This window comes from Neolewinella agarilytica (assembly GCF_900110645.1).
GTDB classification, from domain to species: domain Bacteria; phylum Bacteroidota; class Bacteroidia; order Chitinophagales; family Saprospiraceae; genus Neolewinella; species Neolewinella agarilytica.
In genome coordinates this window covers 161105-185562 of record NZ_FOFB01000009.1, presented here as the reverse complement: position 1 = coordinate 185562, position 24458 = coordinate 161105, and the positions used below count along the sequence as shown (strand labels likewise).

General features: G+C 52.1%; 18 protein-coding genes and 1 tRNA gene. 5 read left to right on the top strand and 14 right to left on the bottom strand.

Features of this window, described 5'->3' with window-relative positions; translation table 11 throughout:
- Positions 1-259 precede the first annotated feature (259 nt).
- Entirely contained in the window at positions 260-1180 is a 921-nt protein-coding gene (locus BM123_RS10100; RefSeq protein WP_175489321.1) for an AraC family transcriptional regulator, read from the bottom strand.
- A gap of 573 nt (positions 1181-1753) precedes the next feature.
- Entirely contained in the window at positions 1754-2365 is a 612-nt protein-coding gene (locus BM123_RS10095) for a hypothetical protein (protein WP_139211835.1), read from the bottom strand.
- Between the two features lie 139 nt (positions 2366-2504).
- Here BM123_RS10095 and BM123_RS10090 point away from each other — a divergent pair, with 139 nt between their 5' ends.
- Entirely contained in the window at positions 2505-3362 is an 858-nt protein-coding gene (locus tag BM123_RS10090; RefSeq protein WP_090167888.1) for a hypothetical protein, read from the top strand.
- Between the two features lie 144 nt (positions 3363-3506).
- Here BM123_RS10090 and BM123_RS10085 read toward each other — a convergent pair whose 3' ends face one another.
- The 6 genes from BM123_RS10085 to BM123_RS10060 all read right to left on the bottom strand — a co-directional run bounded on the left by BM123_RS10085 (position 3507) and on the right by BM123_RS10060 (position 14464).
- On the bottom strand, positions 3507-5474 hold the full coding sequence (locus BM123_RS10085; protein WP_090167886.1) for an endonuclease: 1968 nt from the start codon (positions 5472-5474) through the stop codon (positions 3507-3509).
- Between the two features lie 218 nt (positions 5475-5692).
- Positions 5693-6682 (bottom strand): hypothetical protein, encoded by a 990-nt coding sequence (locus BM123_RS10080; RefSeq protein ID WP_139211834.1) that lies wholly within the window; start codon positions 6680-6682, stop codon positions 5693-5695.
- A gap of 124 nt (positions 6683-6806) precedes the next feature.
- Positions 6807-8222 carry an MFS transporter gene (locus tag BM123_RS10075; protein WP_090167883.1) on the bottom strand — a complete coding sequence of 472 codons (1416 nt, stop codon included), beginning with the start codon at positions 8220-8222 and terminating at the stop codon, positions 6807-6809.
- A gap of 90 nt (positions 8223-8312) precedes the next feature.
- Positions 8313-9590 (bottom strand): glycoside hydrolase family 17 protein, encoded by a 1278-nt coding sequence (locus tag BM123_RS10070; protein WP_090167881.1) that lies wholly within the window; start codon positions 9588-9590, stop codon positions 8313-8315.
- Between the two features lie 14 nt (positions 9591-9604).
- On the bottom strand, positions 9605-13021 hold the full coding sequence (locus tag BM123_RS10065; RefSeq protein ID WP_090167879.1) for a hypothetical protein: 3417 nt from the start codon (positions 13019-13021) through the stop codon (positions 9605-9607).
- Between the two features lie 132 nt (positions 13022-13153).
- Positions 13154-14464, bottom strand: coding sequence for a glycoside hydrolase family 2 TIM barrel-domain containing protein (locus BM123_RS10060; protein ID WP_139211833.1), 1311 nt, complete (start codon positions 14462-14464; stop codon positions 13154-13156).
- A gap of 417 nt (positions 14465-14881) precedes the next feature.
- Between BM123_RS10060 and BM123_RS10055 the strand changes: the two genes are divergently transcribed.
- Entirely contained in the window at positions 14882-15592 is a 711-nt protein-coding gene (locus tag BM123_RS10055) for a transposase (protein ID WP_090167877.1), read from the top strand.
- A gap of 309 nt (positions 15593-15901) precedes the next feature.
- On the opposite strand, the gene pruA is transcribed toward BM123_RS10055, so the two are convergent.
- From pruA to BM123_RS10030, 5 genes are all read right to left on the bottom strand, one after another.
- Positions 15902-17530 carry an L-glutamate gamma-semialdehyde dehydrogenase gene (pruA, locus tag BM123_RS10050; protein ID WP_090167875.1) on the bottom strand — a complete coding sequence of 543 codons (1629 nt, stop codon included), beginning with the start codon at positions 17528-17530 and terminating at the stop codon, positions 15902-15904.
- 280 nt (positions 17531-17810) lie between these two features.
- On the bottom strand, positions 17811-18500 hold the full coding sequence (locus BM123_RS10045) for a hypothetical protein (protein ID WP_090167872.1): 690 nt from the start codon (positions 18498-18500) through the stop codon (positions 17811-17813).
- Between the two features lie 170 nt (positions 18501-18670).
- Entirely contained in the window at positions 18671-19522 is an 852-nt protein-coding gene (locus BM123_RS10040) for a LytTR family DNA-binding domain-containing protein (protein ID WP_090167869.1), read from the bottom strand.
- The gene (locus tag BM123_RS10035; RefSeq protein WP_090167866.1) at positions 19519-20142 is read right to left on the bottom strand and encodes a hypothetical protein; all 624 of its coding nucleotides are present in this window, start codon (positions 20140-20142) and stop codon (positions 19519-19521) included. Before BM123_RS10035 ends, BM123_RS10040 begins: the two co-directional genes overlap by 4 nt.
- A gap of 424 nt (positions 20143-20566) precedes the next feature.
- The gene (locus BM123_RS10030) at positions 20567-21058 is read right to left on the bottom strand and encodes a DUF1573 domain-containing protein (protein WP_090167865.1); all 492 of its coding nucleotides are present in this window, start codon (positions 21056-21058) and stop codon (positions 20567-20569) included.
- Positions 21059-21311: 253 nt separating this feature from the next.
- Here BM123_RS10030 and BM123_RS10025 point away from each other — a divergent pair.
- The 3 genes from BM123_RS10025 to BM123_RS10015 all read left to right on the top strand — a co-directional run bounded on the left by BM123_RS10025 (position 21312) and on the right by BM123_RS10015 (position 23458).
- Positions 21312-21385 (top strand) — tRNA-Ala (locus BM123_RS10025).
- A gap of 200 nt (positions 21386-21585) precedes the next feature.
- Positions 21586-21861: a GIY-YIG nuclease family protein gene (locus tag BM123_RS10020; RefSeq protein ID WP_090167864.1), complete on the top strand. Its 276-nt coding sequence runs from the start codon at positions 21586-21588 to the stop codon at positions 21859-21861.
- 484 nt (positions 21862-22345) lie between these two features.
- Positions 22346-23458: an outer membrane protein gene (locus BM123_RS10015; protein ID WP_139211832.1), complete on the top strand. Its 1113-nt coding sequence runs from the start codon at positions 22346-22348 to the stop codon at positions 23456-23458.
- A 41-nt stretch (positions 23459-23499) separates the two neighbouring features.
- Here BM123_RS10015 and BM123_RS10010 read toward each other — a convergent pair whose 3' ends face one another.
- Positions 23500-24363, bottom strand: a complete 864-nt coding sequence (locus BM123_RS10010) for a hypothetical protein (protein ID WP_090167861.1) — start codon at positions 24361-24363, stop codon at positions 23500-23502.
- Between the last annotated feature and the right edge of the window lie 95 nt (positions 24364-24458).

Sequence of the window (24458 nt, the reverse complement as noted above, 5' to 3'; positions counted from 1 at the left end):
CAGGGTGATTTCCAGCCGGAGCCGCTCCATTGCCGGCCAGGGCTAACGCATACTCACCGGACGCTCAAAGGAACTCAGCAATTTCGCCTCCCGCTCCATGGCTGAGCACACTTCGAGGTCCTAGACTGCCAATTTAGGACCTCGAAGTGTGCATTTTCCGTAGCGGAGCGAAGGATAAAATGTTCCTTTCCCTTCGGGGCTGCTTCGCGGTGAGGGTCCGGCTTCGAGTATGCGTTAGCCCTGCCATTGCCGGCTGACCTTAGACTTTGGAGATAATGGACTCCCCTCCTATAAACTCCGTTGGCTTCACACCATAGTACCGCCTGAATATCCGCGTGAAGTAGCTGCCACTGTTAAATCCACACCGCAGTGCTATTTCCTGAATGGAGTAATCTCCCTGCCGCAACAGACTGGCTCCAAGTTTAACCCTTTCTTCGTTAATAAACTCTACTGGCGAAACTCCCATTTCACCCTTAAAAACACGGTGAAAGCCCGACGAGCTCATATGCGCCAGCCGACTTAGTTGATCGACGGTCAACCGCTTATCCAGGTTATTAAGAATGTACATAACCGACTTCGAAATGGGTTCGCTGCTGGCCCTTCGTTGAGAATCCAGTAACTCCTGATAGCGGGTTTCTGATTCGAGGAGGCGTAGCAACAGTTCACGCAACGACAAATCAACAAACTTATCCTTTGAGGGGTGGTCTTCTCCACACAGAAAGACCAAACGCTGTATCAATTGTGTCAGGCCAGCATCATTCCTGAAGTAGAAACTCTTGTTTCCCCTTACCCACTGGCGGCCACCCGTCCGGACTTGGTGCTCGTTCAACAGGTCTGAAACCTTCTGGATTTCGTCGGGATCAATTTCCAGAGCCAGGCATTTAGTGGGTTCTTTCTGGTCGGCGTCAGGAAAGTCGATGGTCATTAACTCTTCGGGAGGCATCATAATTGACTCACCGGGCAGAAAATTGAAGCCGGGTTCTCCCCCAAGACTCATCACCTTCCTTCCCTGAACCATACTGGCCAGAACCGGAGTATCACAGTGGAGATTGACTGCTTTGGCCTCTTCGTGGGTTTCGAAGAGGCTAATAGCCAAAGACTTCATGGTGAAGGTCGTCCGGTTTTCAACCATTGCTTCCAATGGACGTGTCCGAAGATGGGTAACGTTGAAACCTGGCATACTGATGCAATTCAAAAAGTAAAGGAAAGCCTCTGTACAAAAGTAAGAAGCCGACCTTACCCACCCCATCAAGATATGGGGTGAAATTTAAAGTGATGTTGATTGATCTTAAAGCAAAATGGCGGCCTAACTGCTTCGGGGAGCACCATACATTTTAAACATCATAAAGCTATTTAACACCTACCTGAGCTCGTCTAAAAACGGCTCCTGAGTTACATACATATCGAAATTATAGAATTGTGTCATTGATAGGTAGAATCGTACTAGCACTCACTGAAACGGGCTTCTAATTTTGTCTTTCCTTTTGTCTTTCTAAAAAAACTCTTACCTCTAAAAAAGGTTTGCTAAACATTCTGTCCACAAGAAAAATACGCTGAATAGTATCTCTGCACCAACGGGAAAAGCCCGCTTTCGTCCATCCTGTTGGCATGAAATTTTAGGAATCAGATACGATTTGTGTTGTTCATAGTGTCTTTTATATCCGGTCAGTACCTTTTTGGGTACTGACCGGTTTTGGTTTTAAAAGTAGCCACCGATTCAATCAGCAGTCACGATCTGTTTTGGAAAGGAGCTTCAGACATCCGCTTCCCCCTTTTTCTTCCACCCAAGCATCAAATACGCGTACACCACAAAAGCCAGCAGCACCGATCCCATGCCGAAATAATGAATCGGGCCGGCCGTTACGCCCACAAACTCTCCTTTAATCCGGGCCAGATAGGTGAGGATCATGACAATGCCGAGATAATAGAAATAGATATTATGCCAGGCCTTGCGCTTAATACTCGTCAGGAAAAACGGGTAAAGCAGGATCATCAGATAGCCAAGCGCACCTCCGGCCAGTTTATAGGGTACGAGCGGGATTTCATTGAGATATACATTCATGGCCAGGAAGCCAAAGTGAATAAAATGCATCACGCAGAAGATGCTAACCAGCCTGCGCACGTTCTCCATTACCCTGGAAGAAGTATTGTGGTACGTAAGTGCGAAGTAGGAAAAGACGAACAGGTAGACAAATAATGACAAGCGCCCGGAATAGCGGGCGGCGTGGCGGAAGACTTCCCCCGGCTCGTCAAACGACATATAGGAATAGCCCAAAATGAGGACTTCGAGTAAAACGCCCCCCAATAGCCACGGAAATAAGGGGAAGCTCTTTTCTGGAAGACGTGGGGGAGCTGAAACGGACATGATCTTTGGCATTAAAAGGTACGAGCTGTAATCTACAAACAGACATATATAGCTCAATGTACCTAAGATAGAACTACTCCATAAAAGTTAAATTCAGCCCTCTCCATCACATCTCCCCCGTAGTCTCGGTCTCAGAAGCATGAAAGTCACCTTACAAGTTCTATTTGTTTGCTTAACGGCAGGCATATTTCTCATCAGCAGTTGCGAAAAAACGGTGGATACTCCCGATCAGGTAATAGTCCCGGAAGGAATTACCGAATTCGTAGATGATTTTGAGACGGAGTCTAACGATCTCAGCCTGCTTTTTCCGCCTGATGGTTCCCGTTGGACGACCCTACAACTGATCAACACTGCAGGAGGAAACAACCAATTAGCACTCACGGCTGAACGGGTCTCCCTGGGAAATCAATCCTTAAGCATTTCTTCCTTCGGAGGCAACAACCCGCTCTCTAAGACAGGCATTGAGCGCGGCGGCTTCGCCGCCGTCGCTGGCCAGACCATCACCATCGAAGCCGACTTCTACATAGATTCAGATGCCAACCTGCGTGATCTTCTGCTGCTCGATCTGGAATGCTGTTCTTGCTGGGACCCCACGGTTCCGGACAACAAATGCCCCGGTGTACGACTCCTGATGAGCGGCGGCAATGATTTCCTCTCCATAGAGCGCGGAAAAATTGGCGGCGAGACATTGCTACAGACCAGCCTCCCCTTCCCACGTCGGGAGTGGGTACATGTCGTCTGGGAAATGACACTCTCCCCCGATGAAGCCACCGGTCATAATCGCTTAATTATCAACGGACAGGAAGTCATTACGGAAACGGGTATGAATATGCCTGATGCGACCATTCTGGCTAACGCAGCTGCAGCAGAAGGGATAAGTTTTACACTTCCCGAGCCCGTCTTCTACGAACGCCTTCAAATTGGCGTTACGGCCAACCCCAGAGATCTGGAAGTAGACCTTTTCGTGGATAACGTACGCGTACAGGTTAGAGATTAAACGCAAAAAGCGATCAGCGAATGCTATTCAGGCCCTTTCGTCTGAATACCATTCGCTGATCGCCAGCCAGACTTAGAAACGGGATACCCCCTGATCATCTCCGTTGAGAACCATAATGGACATCTGTTTCCAGTAGTGCAGGCACTACTGCTTTACCACCCGCTTCACCACGCGCCAGTCTCCGGCAACAGCCATGAACTGGTAAGTGCCGGATGGAAGGTTGGAAACGTCGACCATGGCCGTAGCTCTACCCTGCTGCACCAGCTGACCGCTGGCGTTGAGGATTCTGTACTCCGCTTCTTCGGGGAAGTTGCGCAGGGAGAGTTGATTACCTACCGGATTCGGGAATAAGGAAAAAGCCTGCGCCTCACCAGTACCCGAAGTCCGGAAGGCGGTATCCGTTGCCTCGGGGGCAGATTGCAGGCTGCTACCCACGCAGAATGAGCTGGTTTCACTGCTACCGAAGGAACCTCCACTGGCCAGGGTGCTGCCGTTATCCTGATTCGTCAGGGTATAGGAGCCGTTACCGTAGGAACAACACATACCGTCGCCATAAGTGTCGCTGAACACCAGGGTGTAGCAGCCCGGAGCCAATGAAACGGGTACCGTAAAGGTTGACCCATCCGCCCGGTTGCCATAGGTCCCACCGCTAAACACCGTAACGTTACTACTATTACGGATTACCCAGCTGGTTTCTTCGGGGTAATTGTCCAGGGTGATGCTCAGGCTCCCGGCAACGTTACCGCCGCCGCCACCGCCGCCGCTGGCAGACGTACTGAAGCCAAGCTCATCGATAGCCATATCGCCCTTCCAGGTAGTTCCCGTAACACCGTTGAAACGGAGTTGTACCGTACCACCGAGGTAAGTATCCAGATCAACGGAAGCGGATTGCCAGCTATTACCCTGGTTACCGGAGCGGCTCCAGACGGAGGTCCAGCTGCTGCCATCCGTACTTGCTTCCAACGCCAGCGAGCCCATATTAGAGGCCCCGTACATATGGTATTTAAAGCTAAAGTCAGCCGTATTCTTACCACTCAGGTCAAAACAAGGGCCGTACATAATGGCCCGTTTCGTTGAGTAGTTTGGTGTAGATGACTCCATGTAAGCATAGCTGCTGCCCGCCGAAGCGGAAGAAGGTCCCGTGCCGGAAGAAGGTGTGCTACCGCTGCGGCGCACCCAGTTAAAATCATCGCCGGCAGAAGCCTGAACCCAGTTGCCGAAATCGCTCTCGAAGCTCTCAGCGTAAGGGAACGAAGTAATGGTGTTACTGCTGTTGCAGAAAGGGTTGGTGTTACCACCGCCGCCACCACCGCCGCCAGAGCCAAAGCGGTCTTCAGCCTGGGGGCCGCCCCAGATTGACGTAGCGAAAGCCGGATTATCAATGAACGGGTTCCGGTTACCCTGAATGGTTTCCACGATGGGGTTACGTTGCAACTCCAGCGCGGAAACGGGGTCTTCCGCGTTCCACTCCAGGAACAGGTTGAGCATGTTGGCATCGGAGGAATTGGTTGTCCCGATGCCAACGTTACTTGGCAGACAGCGGTTTCCGTACCGGAGATACATATACATCATCATGCGGGCCACATCGCCTTTGAATTCATCACCAGGGTACCAGTGCCCCTGGCTCGTAATGCCTGAGTTACCCGTCCCGTCAGCAAATTTGCGGCTACCCCGGCTGGAGTTCCGGCTAACGTCCGAAGGCCGGAGGTGGTGAACGTCAGCACCAGGGCCGGAAGTCCCCAGGTTAGGATTGCCCAGTGATTTAGGGTAAGTATGCTCGCGGTTCCAGTCTGTCGTTCCGCCGCCGTTGCTGTCTTTACTGCGGGTGCGATCGGTATTGCTTACCCCATCAGTGTCACTGTAGCCATAAATGAGAATGACGCGAGAACTGTTGTTGGGGTCGAGGTCAGTTTGCTTCAGAGCATCCCAAACGCCGGGGGTGTAGCTAGGGGTAGAGAACTGGCTGGTGGTTACCTTGTCCGAGAGTTCCGTTTGTAGGCTCTGTCCCGTCAGATTCAGATTAACATCATCGTAATAGGAAGGAATGCTTTGGGCAAAGAGTGTAGTACACAGAGCCATAAGGCCTGCTATCAGGAAAAATCTAAAATGCATGGATGTTGGTTTAAGAGTACACACCGGCATACTACCGGCGCTAATAGTGTGCAATGACAGCAAGATAGCCAACATCTCAACGCAAGGAAACAAAACGGGCCTTTAATTCTGTCTGAAGTTTGCGTTAAGAGCGTGTCTAAATTCGGCGCAGGCAGCCCGAAGTGTTAGATTCGGACACGTTCTAAGCCTTTCTCCAGGCTCGCTGGAATATCAATTGATCAACGCTTACGGTAACTTTTCTCCACCCAATAAAAGGGCGGGCGAGCAACACTACCTCCTTTGCGATCCAGAAATTCTTCCAATGGCGCATAGGCGACCGGGCTAAAGACAAAGCGGGCTGCAGCGTCATCCCAGGCCCAGAACTGCAGCAGTCTGATCTTAGCTATTCCTTCATAGAAGGGAATACCATCGACTACTTTATCCATCGATTCATAAGTATTAGGATCAATGACCGTAACGGTATCCTTAGGGTGCAACAGCCCGTCGAATTGGGCCGCAGACAAAATTCCCCAATCATCAGCATTCCGGAAACCACCGGCAGGCTTGTTATTCAATTGATCAAAAAGATGATTAAAGATTTTATCCTTGTACAGCTGGCTTCCCCTTTCCGTTTCCAGCGCATCCAGGCTAACGGAGAACGTCATACGATCCACAGCATTCCAGCTATCCTTATCGAAGTCGATGGCTTTAGAAGATGGCTCCACCGAAAAATACACCTTAGGGCTTCCGGCATCCGTGCTCAGAGAAACCCATTGCGGATTCTGCTGCAGACGTCCGTTGGAGTGATAAGTAAGTTGTAAGTGCAGCTCAATGGACTGGTAATCCGCCGGATCCGGCGCCCGGCTGATCACGGTAATTCTTGATTCGTAAGTCTCCGGGTCAATTACCTGAACGGTATCTTTTCGAATGAATGTTTTTTCAAAGTCCTGTTTGGTTACTTTCTGCCGCAGCTGCTCGTCAGCGTAACCCGCCAGGCGACCGTCTCTGAAAGCCCGAAACATTAGCTGGCCGATACTGCCATCGGTGATGCCCCTTAGTGCTCCCTGTTCGGTTGAGGGAGATTGATAGAAAACACGCTGGACGCCATGCCCTTCTTCCGGCGAATCAGCAATGGACACGGTAGTGGTCCCGGCCCAAAGTTTTTCTGCGTTTTGGGCGAACAAGGTTATACCGGGGATTACAAACAGTAAAATCATCAGGGATCTCATACTCCTCTTAGTGGATTTAAGACCAAGATAAACTAAAAATGTCTTCTGGATTTCTGTTTGAGGCATCGCTGGTCAACGCATTGCTCCCATAAGCTTTCCATTGCACCTGCGGCTGCGCCCCTGCCTATTCCTTCTTCGAATTAATGGCCACTCGTATTTCGTTGGCCCGCTCTTCCGTCAGGTCATAGTTCCGCATAATGAACAGCGCTACCATCGTTCCAAATATGGGCACTCCGGAAAAGAACAGGCGAAGCCCCGTCATAGATTCAGGATTATAAGCCTCGGGGTCAAAGCCAACGAAGCTCAGGATTGCACCGGTCAGTCCACCCGCAAAGGCAAAACCCAGCTTCACCATCCACCAGTAGATAGCGCCAAAAATGCCTTCCCGCCGCTTGCCGGAGTTGAGTTCATCGAGGTCGCAAATGTCAGCCGTCATTGACATCATGATCGTGAACAGGCTACCAATTCCAAAGGAGAAAAAAGGCAGGGCAAACAGGAACATATATGGCTTGCCGGGAATGAAGAGGAACCACAGCATGATGTAGCCCACGACAGAGATAGACTGCGAAAGCATAAAAGCATTCTTCTTGCCCATTTTTTTCGACATCCATGCCACCGTCGGGATAACCGCGAAGGTGGTAATCAGCGCCCCGACGCTACCAAACAAAGTTGGCCACAACCAGGCTGCGCCCGCATCTCCGTTGAAGAGGTAGTAGACGATGATGAAGAACGAAAAGGAAGCTACTGTATTGAATGAGTTGAAAATAAAGAAAGTGGAGATGCACATTCTCCGGAAGGGCTCAATTTTAAAAGCCTCCTTAAAACCGTCCCAAATTTCCGCAAGGCTTCCACCGATGTTTTTCAGGTTCAGAGGAGTGAGGCTATCGTCATCAAGGGTTGATTCACTCCTGATAAAAATGGCCGGGATAATCGCCAGTATAGCACAGGGAATCGCCACCCAAATGGCCAGGGTTCTGACGGCCGTATCCGCATCTGGAAACCAGGCCGTATCATACATAACCACCCAAAACCAGGGGGCAATTACCCAGGCCCACTGCCCGATCCATTGGGCCGTAGCCATGATGCTTGTGCGCTCATGGAAGTCGTCGCTCATCTCGTAGCCCATCGCAACGTAGGGAACGCTAAAAATCGTCAGCCCCAGATAAAAGACGAACGACCACAGCAGGAAGTAGGTGAAATTATAGTCGAGCCCACTGTCCCGGTAAAGCTGCCACATAATGACGTAGGCTACCCCCATAATCAAACCGCCGGCGAAGACATACTGCCGCCGGCGCCCCCATTTTGAGCGGGTGTTGTCGGAGATGAAGCCCATGATCGGATCCGTAATGGAATCAAACACCCGGGGAAGGAAGAAGATGATGCCCCACATCCATCCGGGAAAACCAAGATCCTGGACGAGCACGACCATAAAAATTCCTAAAGCTGCCGGAAACATCTGGTTAGCCAGCATGCCCAGACCAAAGGCTACTTTTTGTCCGAAAGGGACTTTACCTTTTTTTATATTATCAACTTCCGACATGACAGTTCTCTTTAATGTGCGCTTGATGATCGAATACAGGGTATGCGGAAGGTGATTATTGAATTCGCTTGGTTTACTTCGTCCGGTAAGTTACTGTTCTTCCACCACAGTAAGGGGCGGAGGGAGAACGGTCTCCATTAATGCGGCCTTATCTCCGTCAAAAGTCTTCGTAATTGGGTGACCGTCGCGGGTAAGCCCGTCAAAGACCCCCGCATCAACGAGCGGCCAGAGGGGATACTTCGCTTCGCCCTTCACGGTGAAGAGACCGAAGTGGTTTTCGGAACCACCGGGGTTGGCCCCGTCCTTCCAGGGCTCGTCAAAAGCCTCGAAGTAAAAGCAGGCCATTTTGGCCTCGCCCGTCCAATCCCGCATATGCTGGTAGTAAAGCCCCATCTTGTACTCGTCGGTGGCCCGCGAACCCCCTTCGCCGTAAAAGCCGTTGGAGCTGGTGGCCCAGCCCGTTTCACCGATGTGGAGAGGTTTATCAACACCCAGTGTTTTCACGTAGGAAGCAACGGAGTCATACTGACTGATAGCGTAGGCTTTGGCGCGGAGCATGGCGGCTTCCACCAACGCTTCTTTGTCCTGTTCCTGCCCCGCAGCACTGGCGCGCGCGCCCCAGAACTCCGGGTTGTAGTGCGTGTCGTGCATCGGATAGGTATGCAGCGAAATGAAATCGACCGCCCGGATGAGTTTATTCAGGTCTTCCACATGATATTCCTCTCCCCCGCCTCCCCAGGAGGCAAAATTGTCCGAGCTGGTAATCCAGAGATCTTCGGGTAATTCGCCGGCCGCTTTAAGGCCCTGCAGGTGATTGACCCATTTCAGGATAATGCCCGGTTGGACATAATAACTGGCCGCCCACTTCACCATCGCCTCGTTGCCAACGGCGATAACCTTCACGATGTCCGGATATTTTTGGGCCAGTGCTACCGCCCGCTCAATCTCCGCAGCGTTCTTTTCACTCTCCGTATCGTGGTCCGGTTCGCTATCCGTCCAGGCATTCTTACAGTCGATCCAGGCCCCCAGCATCACGTACATCTCGAAGGCAGGATCGGCTTCCTTCAGCGCCCGGATCGCCGCCAGAATATTGGCGGCCTGCGGCAGCCCAACGTTGTAGGTACGAAGGATGCGAATATTCATCGCTGACAAAATCAGCATATCCTCCTGCAACTGAGTCATGGTCGGCTGCTCATCCCGGGAGCGCGCCCGGTAGCCACCATAGGAGATGGCCAGGTAGTCGGGCTTCCCCAGAATTTCGGCGGCAACAAGATCCTTCACCACCATTTCATTCTGTTCTCCGGAGGTACAGGAGAACAGAAAAATCAGGGCGAGGACGCAGGTGCAAAGTTTAGGTAAAGAAAGCATGGTTTCGACGAGTTTTACCGGAGTACCCCGGCTGGCTGCGTCACGAATATACTTGTGATTTTCCCACTTCGTCCAAAGACCTCCTCACTCAGGGCTGTCGTCAGCTTTACCCCCTGCTGTTCCTGCTCCCGGCCATCAGCCAGCTGTAGCCGGAGGGTCGGGGCATCTCCGATGGCATAAATTACCGGAATCTGGCACCAGGTAAAGGCCAACGAGCCAGCCGGAAGGGCGATCTCCCGCTTTTCCCCCGCAAGGTCGATGTACCGGAAAGTTTCCGCCCGGGTAAGGAACTCTTCTTTGCGTAGTAAAGTGGGCATAAAAGAGAGTTGCCCCTCTTTTATCGTTACCCCCAACTCGCCAAAGCGACTCAGCAGGTCTTCTTTCACCTGCCCGGTCATGCCCGGCTGTTGAGCTCCCTTACCGCCCGGCGTGTGGGAATAGGGATCCGTCGGGAAAGCGCCGTACAACTCCGGCGACTTATGCACGCCAATACCCGCCGCAATCTCGTAGTAATGCTCCAGCAAGCGACCAATGGTCTCCGCACTTTCCGCTTCCCGCACGGCCTTGCGGCAACACTCTACCACGGCGTAGCGGAGTTTGGAAACCATGTGCCAGTAGATCGACCCCAGCCCTTCGTAGCCAAAGAAAGTACCCGAACGGCCGGTAAAGGCCTTATGGTTAAAGACTTCCTCGAATACCGCCGCCAGCTGTTCTTGTTCGGCAGCCGCCTGATCGGCGTACTTCGTCCCCGCCAGCGCAGAAAGAGCATTGGCCAGATCGCCGGCGTTCTTAAAATTACCGTTGAAATGATACCCGCCGTTGACGTCCTGCTGGATGATTCCACCGTCTCCGTCAGCCACCATGGCTGACAGTAAGGCCGATTGCTTCACCGCCGCCGCCGGTACGTTGTTCTTTTGCAGGAAGCCCGGAAGCTCCTTGGCCGGGTAGAGCAGGTAGCTGTACTGATCGGGCCGGAAAAGAGCACTTCCCTTCATGCCGTCCAGCACCGCCAGTGACTGTGCAGCATTCAGATAGCCAGAGCTAAGTACTGCAACCTGCCCTTCCAGCATCTCATCCAGGTAGGATATGGACACGCCACCTCCTTTCACCGTCATCAGGTTGTAGGCGTGGTAGAGATCATCCGTACGGTGATTGGCCTCAATGGTATGATCAAAGAAGGACAGGCTTAGCCGGATAAATTGCTGCAGGCTCTCCGCTCCAACGCTGCGCTTCGCACCGCTGAAGGCTTTGCCGTAGATCGTGTTGCGGAAGTGGGAAGCCGCTTCTCCAAGTCCGTCCAGCACCGCTTTACGATCCTGGTCGTTGATTGCTTGCTTCAGCAGCGGCGCGAATTTCTCCAGTACCCCAAGCGTTTGCTCGTAGAAGTCTGTTACTTCAATGGATAATTCAAAGCTGTCTTCTGACCGTCCGGACAGTATACCGTCAAAGAAGGTCAGGAACCGGCGCATATAGTAAAGGGTCACCATAGACACGCCGTTGCCCACCAGGGCGTTGTTTGCATCGTTCCATTCCGGGCGCTGGGTGTTCATCCAGATACCGCCTTCTGGGATGAAGTTGGAGGTCTTCGCCAGCAGCGTAGCGAGGATTTTTTCGATGAAGTTCACCCGGTAAATTTCTCCGGACTGATCAGTCAGCAAGGCACCATCCGTGCCCATTTCCTTACGGCTTTCGCGAATGGCGGTATCCAGTTTGTGGTCAAAGTCAACGGTATCTTTCGGGTTCTTCAGAATGTCCTGGTAAGACTTGATCCGGTAAGGCACGTTAGCGTAGACAAAGAGGTCCTTGGCAAAGTAGCTTGCCAGTGCACCGGGTTGGTGCTTTTCGGTGAACTCCAGAAACTTGAGCAGGTAGATGATCTGATGATCGCCCCAATAGCCGATGTAAGACCAAGGATCATCCTTCTCGATGGTTTCCCAGTCAAAGCCATCTTTCACGACCCGGTAGGGGTTGTATCCATCGAAGGTACTTGCGTTCAGGAACTTGAAGATCATCCCCTCCATAAACTCCGGGTAGCTATGAGCGAGCGCTTCCCAGTTCTGGAAGATGTCGCGCCAGTTCCCCTGGTAATCCAGGATTTTAGAGCCGTCTTCTTCGTTGTGGGTGTTGATGGAGAACTTATTCCACGGGCGGCTGGGGTCGCCATGCCGGCGACTGAACTTGAGCGGAAGGTATTCGATCGCCAGTCTTTGCAGGGCCGGGTCATCCACCTCCTTTAGCCGTGACCGTAGCTCCAGCAGCGAGAAAACCTCCGGCAAGGCAGCAATGAAGGCCTGCTGCTGTTGGCTGACCGCTTTATTACCTTTCGACAGGTACTTTTCGAAATCCCACTTTTCTATTTGATAGTTGTTATCGAAAATGCCTCCCCGCATGATGTTGAACATCACGTTGGAGAAGTGGCGGGTATCTCCCCGCTCATCCGCCGTAAGTTGAAGTCCGTCTGATGCAGCGGTGAGCGCGATGAGCTCCTCCGTTCCCTGAGCAATATCCTGCGCTACTCTTGCCGCCAGCTCTTCAGCGGCCCCCAACTCCTGAATTCGTTTCTCAACCGCAACGCGGCTCTGGTTTACGTCCGCAACGATGATCCAGCTTTGGGCCGCTTTCGGGCCAAGGGTAACTTCCTTATTCAGCAAGTAAGCTCCCTTTTCTCCCTTCACATCCGTTTCCTGCCGTAGCGCATCTCCCTGACGGAAAGACTCCAGCTGCAGCGCGGAAAGTAAATGCGTCGGCCCGTCTAAGCCCACTGACCAAACCGTATTCGCCTTCAGCGCTTCACTGGGTTCGGCTTTATCTACGATGATGGCACTCAGGGCGAAGATGCCAAGCCCGCTGGCGGCATGCAGCTCGCTGCGCTTATAGGCGTCTGCCAGATTACTGGATTGTCGTTGCAGGTCACTGCCCACGCCGTAGGGAAGAATATTCTGCAGGCCATCAACCAGTGCAACGGTGATGGCTTCCTCGCTGTTGTTCGTCAGCGTTGACGTCCTCACAAAGCCATAAGCTGCGCTGGAACTCCAGCGATAGCGGAAGCTCAGGCCCAGATCCTCATTCGTCTCTTCAAAAACGACCTGATTGCCGTAAATGCTTTTGTAGAGGTTTCGGCTAACGGTAAAGCGGCCCTCATTCCGGACGGAGAAAGGTTCCCAAACCACTGTCTTCCCTTCTTTTTCGAGCCGGAAGATGGACTTGCTCCCCGTTGTCTCGACGGATTCAGTGATCTTATCATCCGTGTAATAGGGGAAAAGGGCAAACTCAGAGTTCTTACGCCCGGCCGTCAGCCCACCGTTACTGGAGATGAACATCCAGTGGTTAGCATCGCTAACGATACTCATGAAGAAAGGACGCATCGAATCACTGTCCTTGATTTTGTAATACTGCTCCCCATGAAGGGTTACCTGCTCTAAATCTTTCATAAAAGTGCTTATGCCCAAAAGGTTATTAATACGTGCGATCGGCGAATGTAGCCCGTCAGTGTGCGGACTGCTCCTTCTTGCCCGATCAATTTATGCTAAAACTGGAAAGTCTAACCACTGCCTGAGCGCTGGTTAGTGTAGTTTCTTCTCGGCCCGGTGATACTTTCTAGCCGATTTTCGTCCCTTAGCCGCAGCCTTCCCCAGCTGAATGCTGGCAAAGTGAGCCCCTACGGCAGCTGGCGTAGCCCCGGAGGCGAACGGCTCAAAGCGATGCACTTTCTTCAAAGCGTAATAAGCTGCCCGGGGATAAAGTTTATACAATCCCTTACTATTTGTGTAGCCCTTGGCGGTAATCCCGAACCACTCTTCATTCATATTATTGCGGCCTTTAATGAAATCGTGCTCGTAACCTCCGTTGGGCCAGGAGGCATTGTTATCGTGTACATCAAGGTTATAGGTCTGCCCGAATTTCCACCAGCCGTCACTGAACTGAAAGGTGAAGCCACCCAAAGCATTTTCTGCCAGCCCCAGGCCGGCGGCGTTGGCGTAGATCTCTTTCCAGTTCTCCACCATGTAAAAAGCCTGAGGTTCCTGGTCTTCCGCCTGACTCTTAGCATTGTAAGCGTCAGCACCAAATTCGGTAAACAGAATGGGCTTACCGTATTCTTTCTTTACCCGCTCAAAAGCGTCGCCGAAAGATTTCCCCCGGTACATATTCGTACCGTAAATATCAAAGGCCGGGCATTCTTCCGCAATCATGTCGAGATAAAGCAAATCCCCGTTACAAATGGCAATGGGATGGGAGGTGTCCAACGCCTTCATCGCTGCAGCTGCCTCGTTGAAAAGCTTATACATTGCCCGGGCACGAACGGCGGGTAGCTCATCCCCCACCGGAATCGCCTCCGTTTCCGCACCTTCCCAGGAAAGACCATAATTGTTTTCATTGCCCAACAGATACATCAGTAAACCGGGCGTATCCCCATAATCCCGGGCCAATTGTTCAACTTCCGCCAACAGGACTTTGTGGACCCGGGGGTCAGCGTATTCGGTGTTAGCCACCCACTCTCCATCAAGTGACAAACCATAGCGCCCAAAGGGATGATTCAGCATCGTAAAAATGCCGTGCTTTTCATAAATGTAGCTAATCCACTTAGCCGGCACACCGGTGTATTGACGGACAACATTGACCTTCATCTTTTTCAACAGACGCATTTCTCTATCCAATGCTGCACGGATGAGCTCCTCTGGTTGTTGCCAGATGATGTACTCATAGTTGGTGCCTCTGGGGAAGTAATCCCAGTTCATACCATTAATCATGAAGGGCTTTCCATCGACGATAAGTTGGCTACCCTCTTCGTTTTCCAAGACCTGCACCACGCTGGCCTGGCCCATCAAATCCAGCAGGCTAATGGCACAAAGGAATAGCCAAAGTAAAATTCTCATGTCATAATTCTTAAGAAGGGCGCGGCCGCAGGATGCAGTGGAGGGTAAAAAACAAGGCTAAATGTCCGCTTTAGTTTTCTCTTCAAAGCGATTTTCCATACCCTGCCATTTCCGGTAAGATCGGAAATAATCCGCGAATCCCCCCGGCGTACGCAACGCTCCGCGGGCGACCGGCCAAAGCGTGCTCCGCACGCGATACAAAACAAGCCATAGCGCGGCTGGAAGCCGCTTCGGCCGGTCGCTGCTGGAAGCAGCTTACGCCACCCCCGGCGTACGCAACGCTCCGCGGGCGACCGGCCAAAGCGTGCTCCGCACGCGATACAAAAAAGCTACAGCACAATAAAAAACAATTTGTTTTTTTTAATTAAAAGTAAATTAACTTTATTGCATCAACATTCCCCTCATTAACACACAAACATGAACACACGTCCCATTACTCACCAACTTGTTCACATAACCTACCGCCTTTTCGACAGCATCAACTCTCTCGCACTCGCAGAGTTAGGGGAGCAATTTGAACACGCCAGCAACGAAGTAAAGGCTCGTTACCACCAGCGCGACCGACAGCCGACCTCCCTACGACATCAGGCCTATCGGGCTGAAATGAGACAAGTAAACATGGCCTACTACTTAAGTTATGAGCGTTTGCTCGATGGCATGACCGACGGGCCATTTTTTTTGGCCGATCCCCGCGCTAAGAAAATTGTTATTGACTCCTGGCTACATATTGGCCGGCAGTACGATCTTAGCATCTATGCCATTTGCGTCATGTCAAACCACGTACATGTCTTGCTCAGAGCGAATGATGTAAACGCCTGTATCGACCTTGAGATGCTGATGGAGAGACACAAGCGTTTTACCGGCCGGAAAATCAATGAACTCCACGATGCTAAAGGCCGTAGAGTCTGGGCGGAAGACCCATTTGATAAGGATGTTCGCCATGGCAAGTTTGGCCTTGTGCTCAACTACATCCTCAACAACCCGAAAAAAGCCGGTATTACGGATGACATCCTTAATTTTTCGGGCACCTGGTGGGATCCTCGGCTGGAGCAGGAGTACATTACCCCCCTCCGGCGTACGCAACGCTCCGCGTGCGGCCGGCCAAAGCGTGCTCCGCACCCGATATAAAACAAACTATAGCGCGGCTGGAAGCCGCTTCGGCCGGTCGCTGCTGGAAGCAGCTTACGCCACACCCCGGCGTACGCAACGCTCCGCGGGCGGCCGGCCAAAGCGTGCTCCGCACGCGATACAAAACAAGCCATAGCGCGGCTGGAAGCCGCTTCGGCCGGCCGCTGCTGGAAGCAGCTTACGCCACACCCGGCGTACGCAACGCTCCGCGGGCGACCGGCTAAAGCGTGCTCTGCACGCGATACAAAACAAACTATAGCGCGGCTGGAAGCCGCTTCGGCCGGCCGCTGCTGGAAGCAGCTTACGCCATTAGCCTAAAAACGGGTAGCGATAATCCACCGGCGGGTTGAAGTTCTCCTTGATCAGTCGGGGGGAGATCCAGCGGGTGAGGTTGAGGGCTGAGCCTGCCTTATCGTTAGTACCGGAGCCCCGGGCTCCGCCGAAGGGCTGCTGCCCTACGACTGCGCCGGTGGGTTTATCGTTGACGTAGAAGTTTCCGGCGGCATTCGCCAGCGCCTTCGTGGCCTGGTCAATGACGTTGCGGTCCGTTGCGAATACAGCACCGGTCAGGGCGTAGGGCGAGGTATTGTCCACCAGCTCGAGCGTCTTTTCCCAGTCAGCGTCGTCGTATACGTAGAGGGTCAGTACGGGGCCGAAGATTTCTTCGCACATAGTCGTCGACTTGGGGTCGGTGCTCACGATAACCGTAGGCTCGATGAAGTAGCCTTCGGACTTATCGTAGCCGCCACCGGCAATGATCTCCGCCTTAGGATTGGCTTTTTCTCCGTCGATGTACTTGGCGATCTTATCGAAAGAGCGCTCATCGATGACAGCGTTGATGAAGTTACCGAAGTCTTCTACCGATCCCATCTTGAGGGTTTTCATATCAGCCAGGAGCCGTTCCTTAACGGCCGGCCAGATACTGGCCGAGATGTAAGCCCGACTCGCCGCCGAACACTTCTGCCCCTGGAATTCGAAAGCGCCCCGCAAGCAGGCCACGGCGACCTGTACCGGGTCAGCGTCTTTGTAGGCAACGATGAAGTCTTTGCCACCCGTCTCCCCCACTACGCGGGGGTAGCTGCGGTAGGTAGTAATATTGTTACCGATCTCTTTCCAGAGCTGCTGGAACACGCCCGTGCTACCGGTAAAATGCAGGCCGGCAAAATCGCGGTGCTTAAAGACGATGTCTCCCACTACCGGCCCGTCGGTATAGATCAGGTTGATAACACCGGGCGGGAGGCCTGCTGCTTCAAAGAGCTCCATGATGACGACGGCGGAATAGATCTGGGTCTCGGCCGGCTTCCAGACAACGGTATTGCCACAAAGAGCTGGCGCGGCGGGCAGGTTAGCCGCAATGCTGGTAAAGTTGAAAGGGGTGATGGCCAATACGAATCCTTCCAGCGGACGATACTCCAGTTTGTTCCATATGCCACGGGGGCTGTGCAGGGGTTGCTCCCGGTAGATCTCCTGCAGGAAGTAAGCATTGAAGCGGAAGAAATCACAGAGCTCAGCCACGGCGTCAATCTCTGCCTGAAACGCATTCTTGCTTTGGGCCAGCATAGTGGCAGCATTCATTTTGGCGCGGAAGGGGCCGGCCAGCAGGTCAGCCGCCCGCAGGAAAACGGCGGCGCGTTCGTGCCAGGGCGTAGCGGCCCAGCTTTCTTTAGCGCCAAGGGCAGCGTCGATGGCCTGGTGGACGTGCTCTTTCGTACCCCGGTAGAAATGCCCCAGGGTGTGCTTATGCTCATGTGGCGGGTGAGCGCTTACCTTTTCGCCTTCCAGTATCCGCTTACCGTTGATGAAGGCAGGTAATTCAATTTCTTTTGATTTAGCTTCGTGCAGCGCTTCTTTCAAAGCTTTGCGTTCCGGGCTTCCCGGGGCATAGCTCATAACGGGCTCGTTGGCAGGAACGGCAATGTGGTGGATGGCGTTAGACATATTTGGTTGTGGTTATGGTTGTGCTTTGGCGAACACGAATGTAGGGCTTATGGTTTGCCCGCCATTGCTTTTCCTACCATCACCCAGGGCAAACGCATCAAACTTCGTTTGCTACGTTTTTGATTGGCGATTGGCGATTCTCGATATTTGATTCTTGATTTGCTACCGCAAGTGACAGCTCACTGCGTTCGATCGAAACAAAAATCAACTATTAGATTACAGTTTTAGATTTGATGCGTTTGCCCTGTACCATCACCCTGCACCTGCGCTCCGTCGCCCGCTAAGTCACCTTGTGCCCTGACCTTATCCGCCGCTTATAAAATCGAATGGCTGCTACACCGATCAGTGTGGGGGCAATCCAGATCGCTACTTCCAGGTTCCCCGAAATATCTCCGAATATTTTTCGCCCGCCAAAAGCGAAGAAAGCCGTAAAAGCAGCAATGGCTGTAGTAAGCATAGCGCTGAGGTGGTCTCCTAACCAGTTATAATCTTTCGGCCTCGGGCCCCGCAGTCGATTCCTTAAGTCCGGAAGGGTAATCACCATTCCCAAAGCCCCAAAAACAATCAATAGCGGGTGCCCTTCCAACCCGAACAACCCGAAGCCGAAAACCAATAATACCGGCGAAAAAACGGTCAAAGCTCCGCATAGCAGGATGTCGATGCGTAACATACGGTCAGACATTTCCTCTTTATTCTTCAGTATCGCTATTCCGAAATACAGTGGTCGGCTAGTCAGCAAGGCCAGAAAGCCCAGAAAGAGTGCCACTACTTGTTCTCCCTGCGCAAACCGGAGAACACATAACAGTACTGCCGTGATGACAACCCCCCACATACCATAAGTATACCAGCGGCCAACGGTATTGTGTAGCTTGCTCCCCTTACGGGCAAACATAGGAATGAAAAAGAGCCCCAGGCTGGTGAATCCAGCGCTTACGTGAGTAATCAACAGGGCTTTAATCAAGATATCCATTAGTTATCATTTTCACCAATATAGCAGGTTTTACGCGGCGCTCACAAGGAATAGGCCGGATGACAAGGCGGCGGGGATCATTAGCAAAGGAATAGGGACCATTGGTGCGCCTTGAGTACACAATAGGGGCGCTTCCGCGGGTGCAAAGGAGTGTTAAACAAGCCATGTATTCACCCCATTACCCGCTCCCGAATTACACCTACATAAGCCCGCGACACCGGCACTTCCTCCGTCGTGCCCACCAACTCCAGTTTCAGCCCCTGGGCATTCCCTCGTGCCTGACGCACGTGCAGGAGATTGACCAGGTAAGACCGATGGCAGCGCGACAGCGGCTCTCCAATTTTTTCTTCCAGTCCGGAGAGGGTTCCCAGAATGGTTTCCTCCGCTACCACTCCCTCTTTAAGGAACACGCAGCGAACGTAGTTTTGGCGGGACTCACAGAACAGCAGGTTGGCCGGATCAATCATTACCCCTCCCTCCGCCAAAGAGACGAGCCTGGAAGGAACGAACGTTTTCCCTCCTTCCAACCTGGCCAACTGCACCTCTCCCGCTACCCGCTGGTTCTCCCGCTCCGCCCGCAGTTGAATCGCCATGCCGCTGAAGGCAATGGGGAACAAGCCGATGATGACCGTTGGCACCGTGATGGTGGCCAGGATCAAGGGGTCGAAAGCCGTCCAGTTAACGGTAAAGTTGTAAAAAATGAAGTTTCCGACGGAGATGAAAGCCAGGAGTAAGCCGCAGTCCAACACCCACTTCCCCAACGTCCAGCCATCACCAAATTTTTTCCAGCCCAGCACTTCTGAGGTTACGAATAAGTAGGCAGAGCCAACCAGAAAGGTCACCAGACCATATCCCAGGCAGGTCAGGAAGAAATTCCCCTCTGCATGCATGCCATAGGGCTGCAGAAAAAACAATACAGCGAATACGAAAAGCCCGACCCAAAACATCCCCAGAATACTGGAGCGGTCGAAATCCCGATCAGGAAAAGGTCGCTTTAAAGGATTATTGTCTAGCAGCTTCACTGACCGAAGATGCGGTTTTGGGCGTCTTTGTCGGTCATGAGGCCATAAATTTCTTGCCCTCGCTTATAAAACTCTTCAATTTGAGCGCTGGGGATCAGGGTTCCCTTCCGATAAAAGAGCAGGTAGAAGCCAAGGCCTTCCACCGTCCAGCCTTTATTAACCGTAAAGTAATTGAGCACTTCATCGGTAAAGTGATGCCGGATGTACTCTTCATCTCCGCCCGTGAGGCGATACTGCCCCGAAAACTTCGGGAAGCGGACGAAGTCAATGTCTCCGAAGCCCAGCAACTCACCCAGTTTATGGGCAATAGTCTCTGGCTGCATCCAAAGCTCCGGCAGGCCGAGCTTTGCGCTTTGCAGGAAAAAAACGGTCTGATACTCCATATTCTGCGAGGACGATCCGCCCCAGCGGCGGAAGCTGTAATCGAAGATGTAAATATCAAATTCCATCAAGCCGTCCTGACGGCGCATGATGCGCTCGATCGTTTTCCCACGCCCCTCGTTGAACAGCTTAAAGTCTTGTAGCTGGTTCAACAGGCCAAAATCATCTTCTTCATGAAAGGTGAAGTCAAGCTTCTGCGCAAGTGCGGCCATATTTCGCTGGCGGTAGGGGTGGACCATTGGGTAGACGGTAGTTTGGTAGACGGTAGTGTGGTAGTCGGTAGTGCGGTAGTTTGGTAGACGGTAGTGCGGTAGTCGGTAGTGTAAATGTAACGGTAATTTATGCAAAACCGGCCGCTCAGGTGAAGCTTGTGAGGGCAATCGCAAACTCCACGCCGGGACGCTCGCCGGTCCCGCAATACTGCGGGACCGGCGAGGTTCCTTGAGCAAGGCTAAGCGGTCCTCGAAGCGTCCTGGAAGGACCTTCGAGCGTCCGCTCTCTCCGAGCTTACAATTGCCCCGTATAGCTCGTGAGGTTTAGGACACAACACCGGACGATTACAGATCCCGGTCTTATTCCTGGCCAAGTCCCCCTTAAAACAACAAGCCCCCTCCTACCAACAGTAGAAGGGGGCTTGCAATTAAGCGTTGTAACGAAAGTGGCTTACTTGCCACCGCCGTTGTTGAACATACCTTGCTCACCGGCAGGTACGGCTTCCGGCTCAGCTGGCTTAGCTTCTACCAGGCCTTTGATCGTCAGAATGATGGGCTCTTCGCCGGCGTTCGTCGTCAGCGTTACGCGCTTACGGAACTGACCGAGACGGTGCGTGTCGTAGCGAACCTTGATCTCGCTGGTCTCGCCGGCAGGAACGGGTGCTTTGCTGTAGCTGGGAACGGTACAGCCACAAGAGCCACGGGCGTTCGTGATCAGGAGGGCCTCAGTACCGGTGTTCTTGAACTTAAAGATGCGGTAAGGATCAGAATCCTGCGCGATGGTACCGTAGTCGATTTCAAGGGCTTCGAAGCTCATTTCGGGACCTTGAACGGGCTCAGCAGCCTCTTCAACGATTGCAATAGCGGCAGCCGGAGCTGTTTGCGCCTGAACACTGATGGTTACCGTGCAGGCCAGTAGGAGGAGAAGGAAGAAACGTTTCATGTGGATATTTTTCTGTCAGCAAATATAAGACTAGTCACCGGGCTTCCCCGGTTAACGAGCTGTTAATGGATGGGAATGACGTTTGCGTCATATCCTGATAACGTCAATTAGGACGCAAAAGATTGGTCAGGGCCACTTCCTAATCGTTAATTCTTTGCAAAATTTATTTTAGCGAAACTTTTCGCCCGTGCTTGTTCATTTACCTCTTGCCATCTATATTTGCGTCCGCTTAGGTAACTAAGCAGTTCTAGCAGGGGGATTAGCTCAGTTGGCTAGAGCGCTTGCATGGCATGCAAGAGGTCACCAGTTCGACTCTGGTATTCTCCACCCTTAAGCCGCTTTCCTTCGGGAAAGCGGCTTTTTTAATGCAATCAAATGTACTACGTCTACATTCTACTACTCCCCTGCCAGCTCAATAGCGCGACTTAGAGCGTCCCGCCGCGGCGGGAAGGTCACCAGTTCGACTCCGGTATTCTCCACACTAAAGCCGCTTCCCTTCGGGAAAGCGGCTTTTTTAATGCAATCAAATGTACTACGTCTACATTCTATACTCCCCTACCAAAGACAAATACTACATCGGCTACACCGGACAACTCACTGACCGATTCCAGCGGCACCAACAAGGACGATCTAAAAGTACTAAAGCCGGTAGACCGTGGCTCATCGCTTATCTCGAAAGGTTTGATGACCCCACCGGTGCCTATCGTAGAGAAAGCTACATCAAAAAGCAGAAATCGAGAAAATACGTCCAGGCACTGGTCGACAGCTATCATGCTAATCCATTTCCCCTGCCCTCTCAATAGCGCGACTTAGAGCGTCCCGCCACGGCGGGAAGGTCACCAGTTCGACTCTGGTATTCTCCACCCTTAACATGGCTCATCCCGGAGTTTGGGCAGCCTTTTCTGTGTTTTCTCGGATGGAACCTGGTTCGGTCGGTATAAAAAAGCGATCAGCGGACAGCATTCAGAGCCGTTTTGCCTGAATGCTGTCCGCTGATCGCTAAAAATCCTATTTTTTGCCAGAAAACACCGTCATCTAATCCGAAAATTAGGGATGACTCATGTTTTAATTGGGTGAACAGCCCGTCTGTCAGGCTATCGTAGCTAGCTCAAAGTCCGTTCTGCGGTGCTTCTTGTTCGGGAGGCCCTGTGCTCACCTTTTTCTTCTATATTTGGAGCGATAAAAAAACGTACGCGATTATTGAACCCAGTCAGCCGCGCTTTTCACAACAGGCCTACACTTTTTCACACCTAACAACTCCTATTGATTATGCGGATTCCCTTTTTCATGTTTCTCCTTCTGTTCTCTTATTCGCTATTTAGCCAGGTCAACGATTTCAGGAAAGGGACGGTTGTTTTGCAGGACGGCAGTGAACTAACGGGCTACCTTAACCTTGACGGGCGACAGACGAATTCCAAACGAATTCGTTTCCGTTCAAGTCCTAATAGTACGGAGGAAAAGACGCTTACACCACGCCAGATTAAGGAGGCTCACTTCCTGGAATCTGGCAGGCTTTTCCGGCCGATCACCCATACCATTTCTTCCATTGAAACAAAAGAGAAGCGTCAGACTCAACGAATAGCGGAAGTTCTCATTGAGGGATCTTACGTATTGTATGTGCTGGATCGGTTTCCTGATGAGTATTATAAGAACAAATCCAAGATAACAGACAAAACCTATTACCTCAGCGACGGGAACGCCTTTCATCCGCTTTTGGTGGAAGAGCGAGCCGTGAGTGGTACTGAATTCAATTTGGTAGAAAGCTTTCGCGGGGGGCTGAAATACTTCTTCAAAGACTGGCCGGAAGCCGCACAGAAGATCGCGAAGGTTCGGTATACAGATGCGGATATGAAAAGGCTGTTCCGGGAGTATTTCCTGTTTAAAGGAGATGTATTAGAACCGATCACAAAAAACCAGAGCGTAGCGACTGACCGCGCGAAGCTTGGTGTCCGGCTATTGGGTTCTGATTTCAGTAGATTTCTGGATAGCGAGAATACTCAGCTTGGAGGTGGTGCAGGTATATACTGGCAAAATGACAACTTTGTTAGCGCCAATGCCTTTTCGGTTGAAATCGGCTTCGAATTTCTCACCATGAAATACGATGACAGCCAGCCCAACCAGAGCATTTACGAAGCGGTGAAAATCTACCGACTTCCTATCTCCGGTGAATTTTACTTCACCCGTCAGGGCCTCGTTAAGCCCAGAGCTGTTCTTTATGGCACATTGGGCATACTCAACGCCAGTTTCCGGAATGGCGCAAATAACTCCCGGACAAATACTTCCTTTGGGCTGGGGATAGGAGGGGACATCAAAGCCTTCATCGCTGACTTACGCTGGGAAAGTCAAACAGGTTTCCTTTTGGGAGTAGGCTATCGCTATAGTCTAAGTAAGGAGGGATAAAGCGAGTGGTGGGACCTTTGCTCATTGCTTCTCCCCCCCCTTCACGGCACCTGCGTGCGCGCCGCCTTTCTCGCCATTTTCCTGGCTTCCCTCGCCGCCTTCTTTTCCGCCTTCTCCCGTTCTTTCTCGCTCATCTGGTAACCGATGATGTGGAGATCGCTTTTTTCCCGCAGTACGATGGCCGCCGTAACGGAAGTAACCAGAGGCCCCAGCACCGAACCGATGAGAGGTACCTGCATCATGATCAGCATTGGCAGCCCCAATCCGCAGCAGATACCGATGTAGTCCCTATACAGGTTTCGCCAGCTCTGCTCAATGGTGAGGCCGAATTGTTCGTTGTAGTTATCCGCAATGACGTAGCCCAGAAAAATGGAACGGATGAGCAGGGAGAACGGCCAGAAAAACCAGCCATCGTGGATGGTTTCCCCTACGTTGAGGATAATTCCTTCAAAAATAACCGCGCCCATGGAGACAAAAATCATCCGAACCTGAGCGTCTAGAAAAGGCTTAAACTTATGCGCGTTCTCCACATTCTTTCGCAGGATGATCTGCAAGGTCCGCCGCATAAAGTGGTAGATCACGACTTCCAGTAAAACCAGAATAACCCAGTTAAGCATTCCGTCAGACATGGACTCGTACAGATCCGTAAACCAGTTAACGAGTAAACTGTCTCCCCCGATTACCATCGCAGAGAGTGAGTCATTCTGGTGGCGGCTAAACCAATCTCCGATCTCTGAAATCATTTGGATGCCCAGCAAAACCCCAATCACTACCAACCCACGGGCCACCCAACCATATTGTCGTAAACCTTCCCATAGCCGGTGATTGACCATAAAGCGCCAGGCCCGCGGGAAAGCCAGCAGGGTGTAGAAAAATTCGTGAATTCCTTGTCGAAGACGATCCATAGTAGTCAGGGAGTCAGAGAGTCAGATAGTCAAGGAGTCAAACAGTCAGATAGTGCGGAGTACTGCTTGACTCCCTGACTATCTGACTGCTTGAC

Excerpts from the sequence above, each read along its gene's own strand:
- BM123_RS10100 (WP_175489321.1), bottom strand. The coding sequence starts at position 1,180 with ATGCCAGGTTTCAACGTTACCCATCTTCGGACACGTCCATTGGAAGCA.
- BM123_RS10095 (WP_139211835.1), bottom strand. The coding sequence starts at position 2,365 with ATGTCCGTTTCAGCTCCCCCACGTCTTCCAGAAAAGAGCTTCCCCTTA.
- BM123_RS10090 (WP_090167888.1), top strand. The coding sequence starts at position 2,505 with ATGAAAGTCACCTTACAAGTTCTATTTGTTTGCTTAACGGCAGGCATA.
- BM123_RS10085 (WP_090167886.1), bottom strand. The coding sequence starts at position 5,474 with ATGCATTTTAGATTTTTCCTGATAGCAGGCCTTATGGCTCTGTGTACT.
- BM123_RS10080 (WP_139211834.1), bottom strand. The coding sequence starts at position 6,682 with ATGAGATCCCTGATGATTTTACTGTTTGTAATCCCCGGTATAACCTTG.
- BM123_RS10075 (WP_090167883.1), bottom strand. The coding sequence starts at position 8,222 with ATGTCGGAAGTTGATAATATAAAAAAAGGTAAAGTCCCTTTCGGACAA.
- BM123_RS10070 (WP_090167881.1), bottom strand. The coding sequence starts at position 9,590 with ATGCTTTCTTTACCTAAACTTTGCACCTGCGTCCTCGCCCTGATTTTT.
- BM123_RS10065 (WP_090167879.1), bottom strand. The coding sequence starts at position 13,021 with ATGAAAGATTTAGAGCAGGTAACCCTTCATGGGGAGCAGTATTACAAA.
- BM123_RS10060 (WP_139211833.1), bottom strand. The coding sequence starts at position 14,464 with ATGAGAATTTTACTTTGGCTATTCCTTTGTGCCATTAGCCTGCTGGAT.
- BM123_RS10055 (WP_090167877.1), top strand. The coding sequence starts at position 14,882 with ATGAACACACGTCCCATTACTCACCAACTTGTTCACATAACCTACCGC.
- pruA (WP_090167875.1), bottom strand. The coding sequence starts at position 17,530 with ATGTCTAACGCCATCCACCACATTGCCGTTCCTGCCAACGAGCCCGTT.
- BM123_RS10045 (WP_090167872.1), bottom strand. The coding sequence starts at position 18,500 with ATGGATATCTTGATTAAAGCCCTGTTGATTACTCACGTAAGCGCTGGA.
- BM123_RS10035 (WP_090167866.1), bottom strand. The coding sequence starts at position 20,142 with ATGGTCCACCCCTACCGCCAGCGAAATATGGCCGCACTTGCGCAGAAG.
- BM123_RS10030 (WP_090167865.1), bottom strand. The coding sequence starts at position 21,058 with ATGAAACGTTTCTTCCTTCTCCTCCTACTGGCCTGCACGGTAACCATC.
- BM123_RS10020 (WP_090167864.1), top strand. The coding sequence starts at position 21,586 with ATGTACTACGTCTACATTCTATACTCCCCTACCAAAGACAAATACTAC.
- BM123_RS10015 (WP_139211832.1), top strand. The coding sequence starts at position 22,346 with ATGTTTCTCCTTCTGTTCTCTTATTCGCTATTTAGCCAGGTCAACGAT.
- BM123_RS10010 (WP_090167861.1), bottom strand. The coding sequence starts at position 24,363 with ATGGATCGTCTTCGACAAGGAATTCACGAATTTTTCTACACCCTGCTG.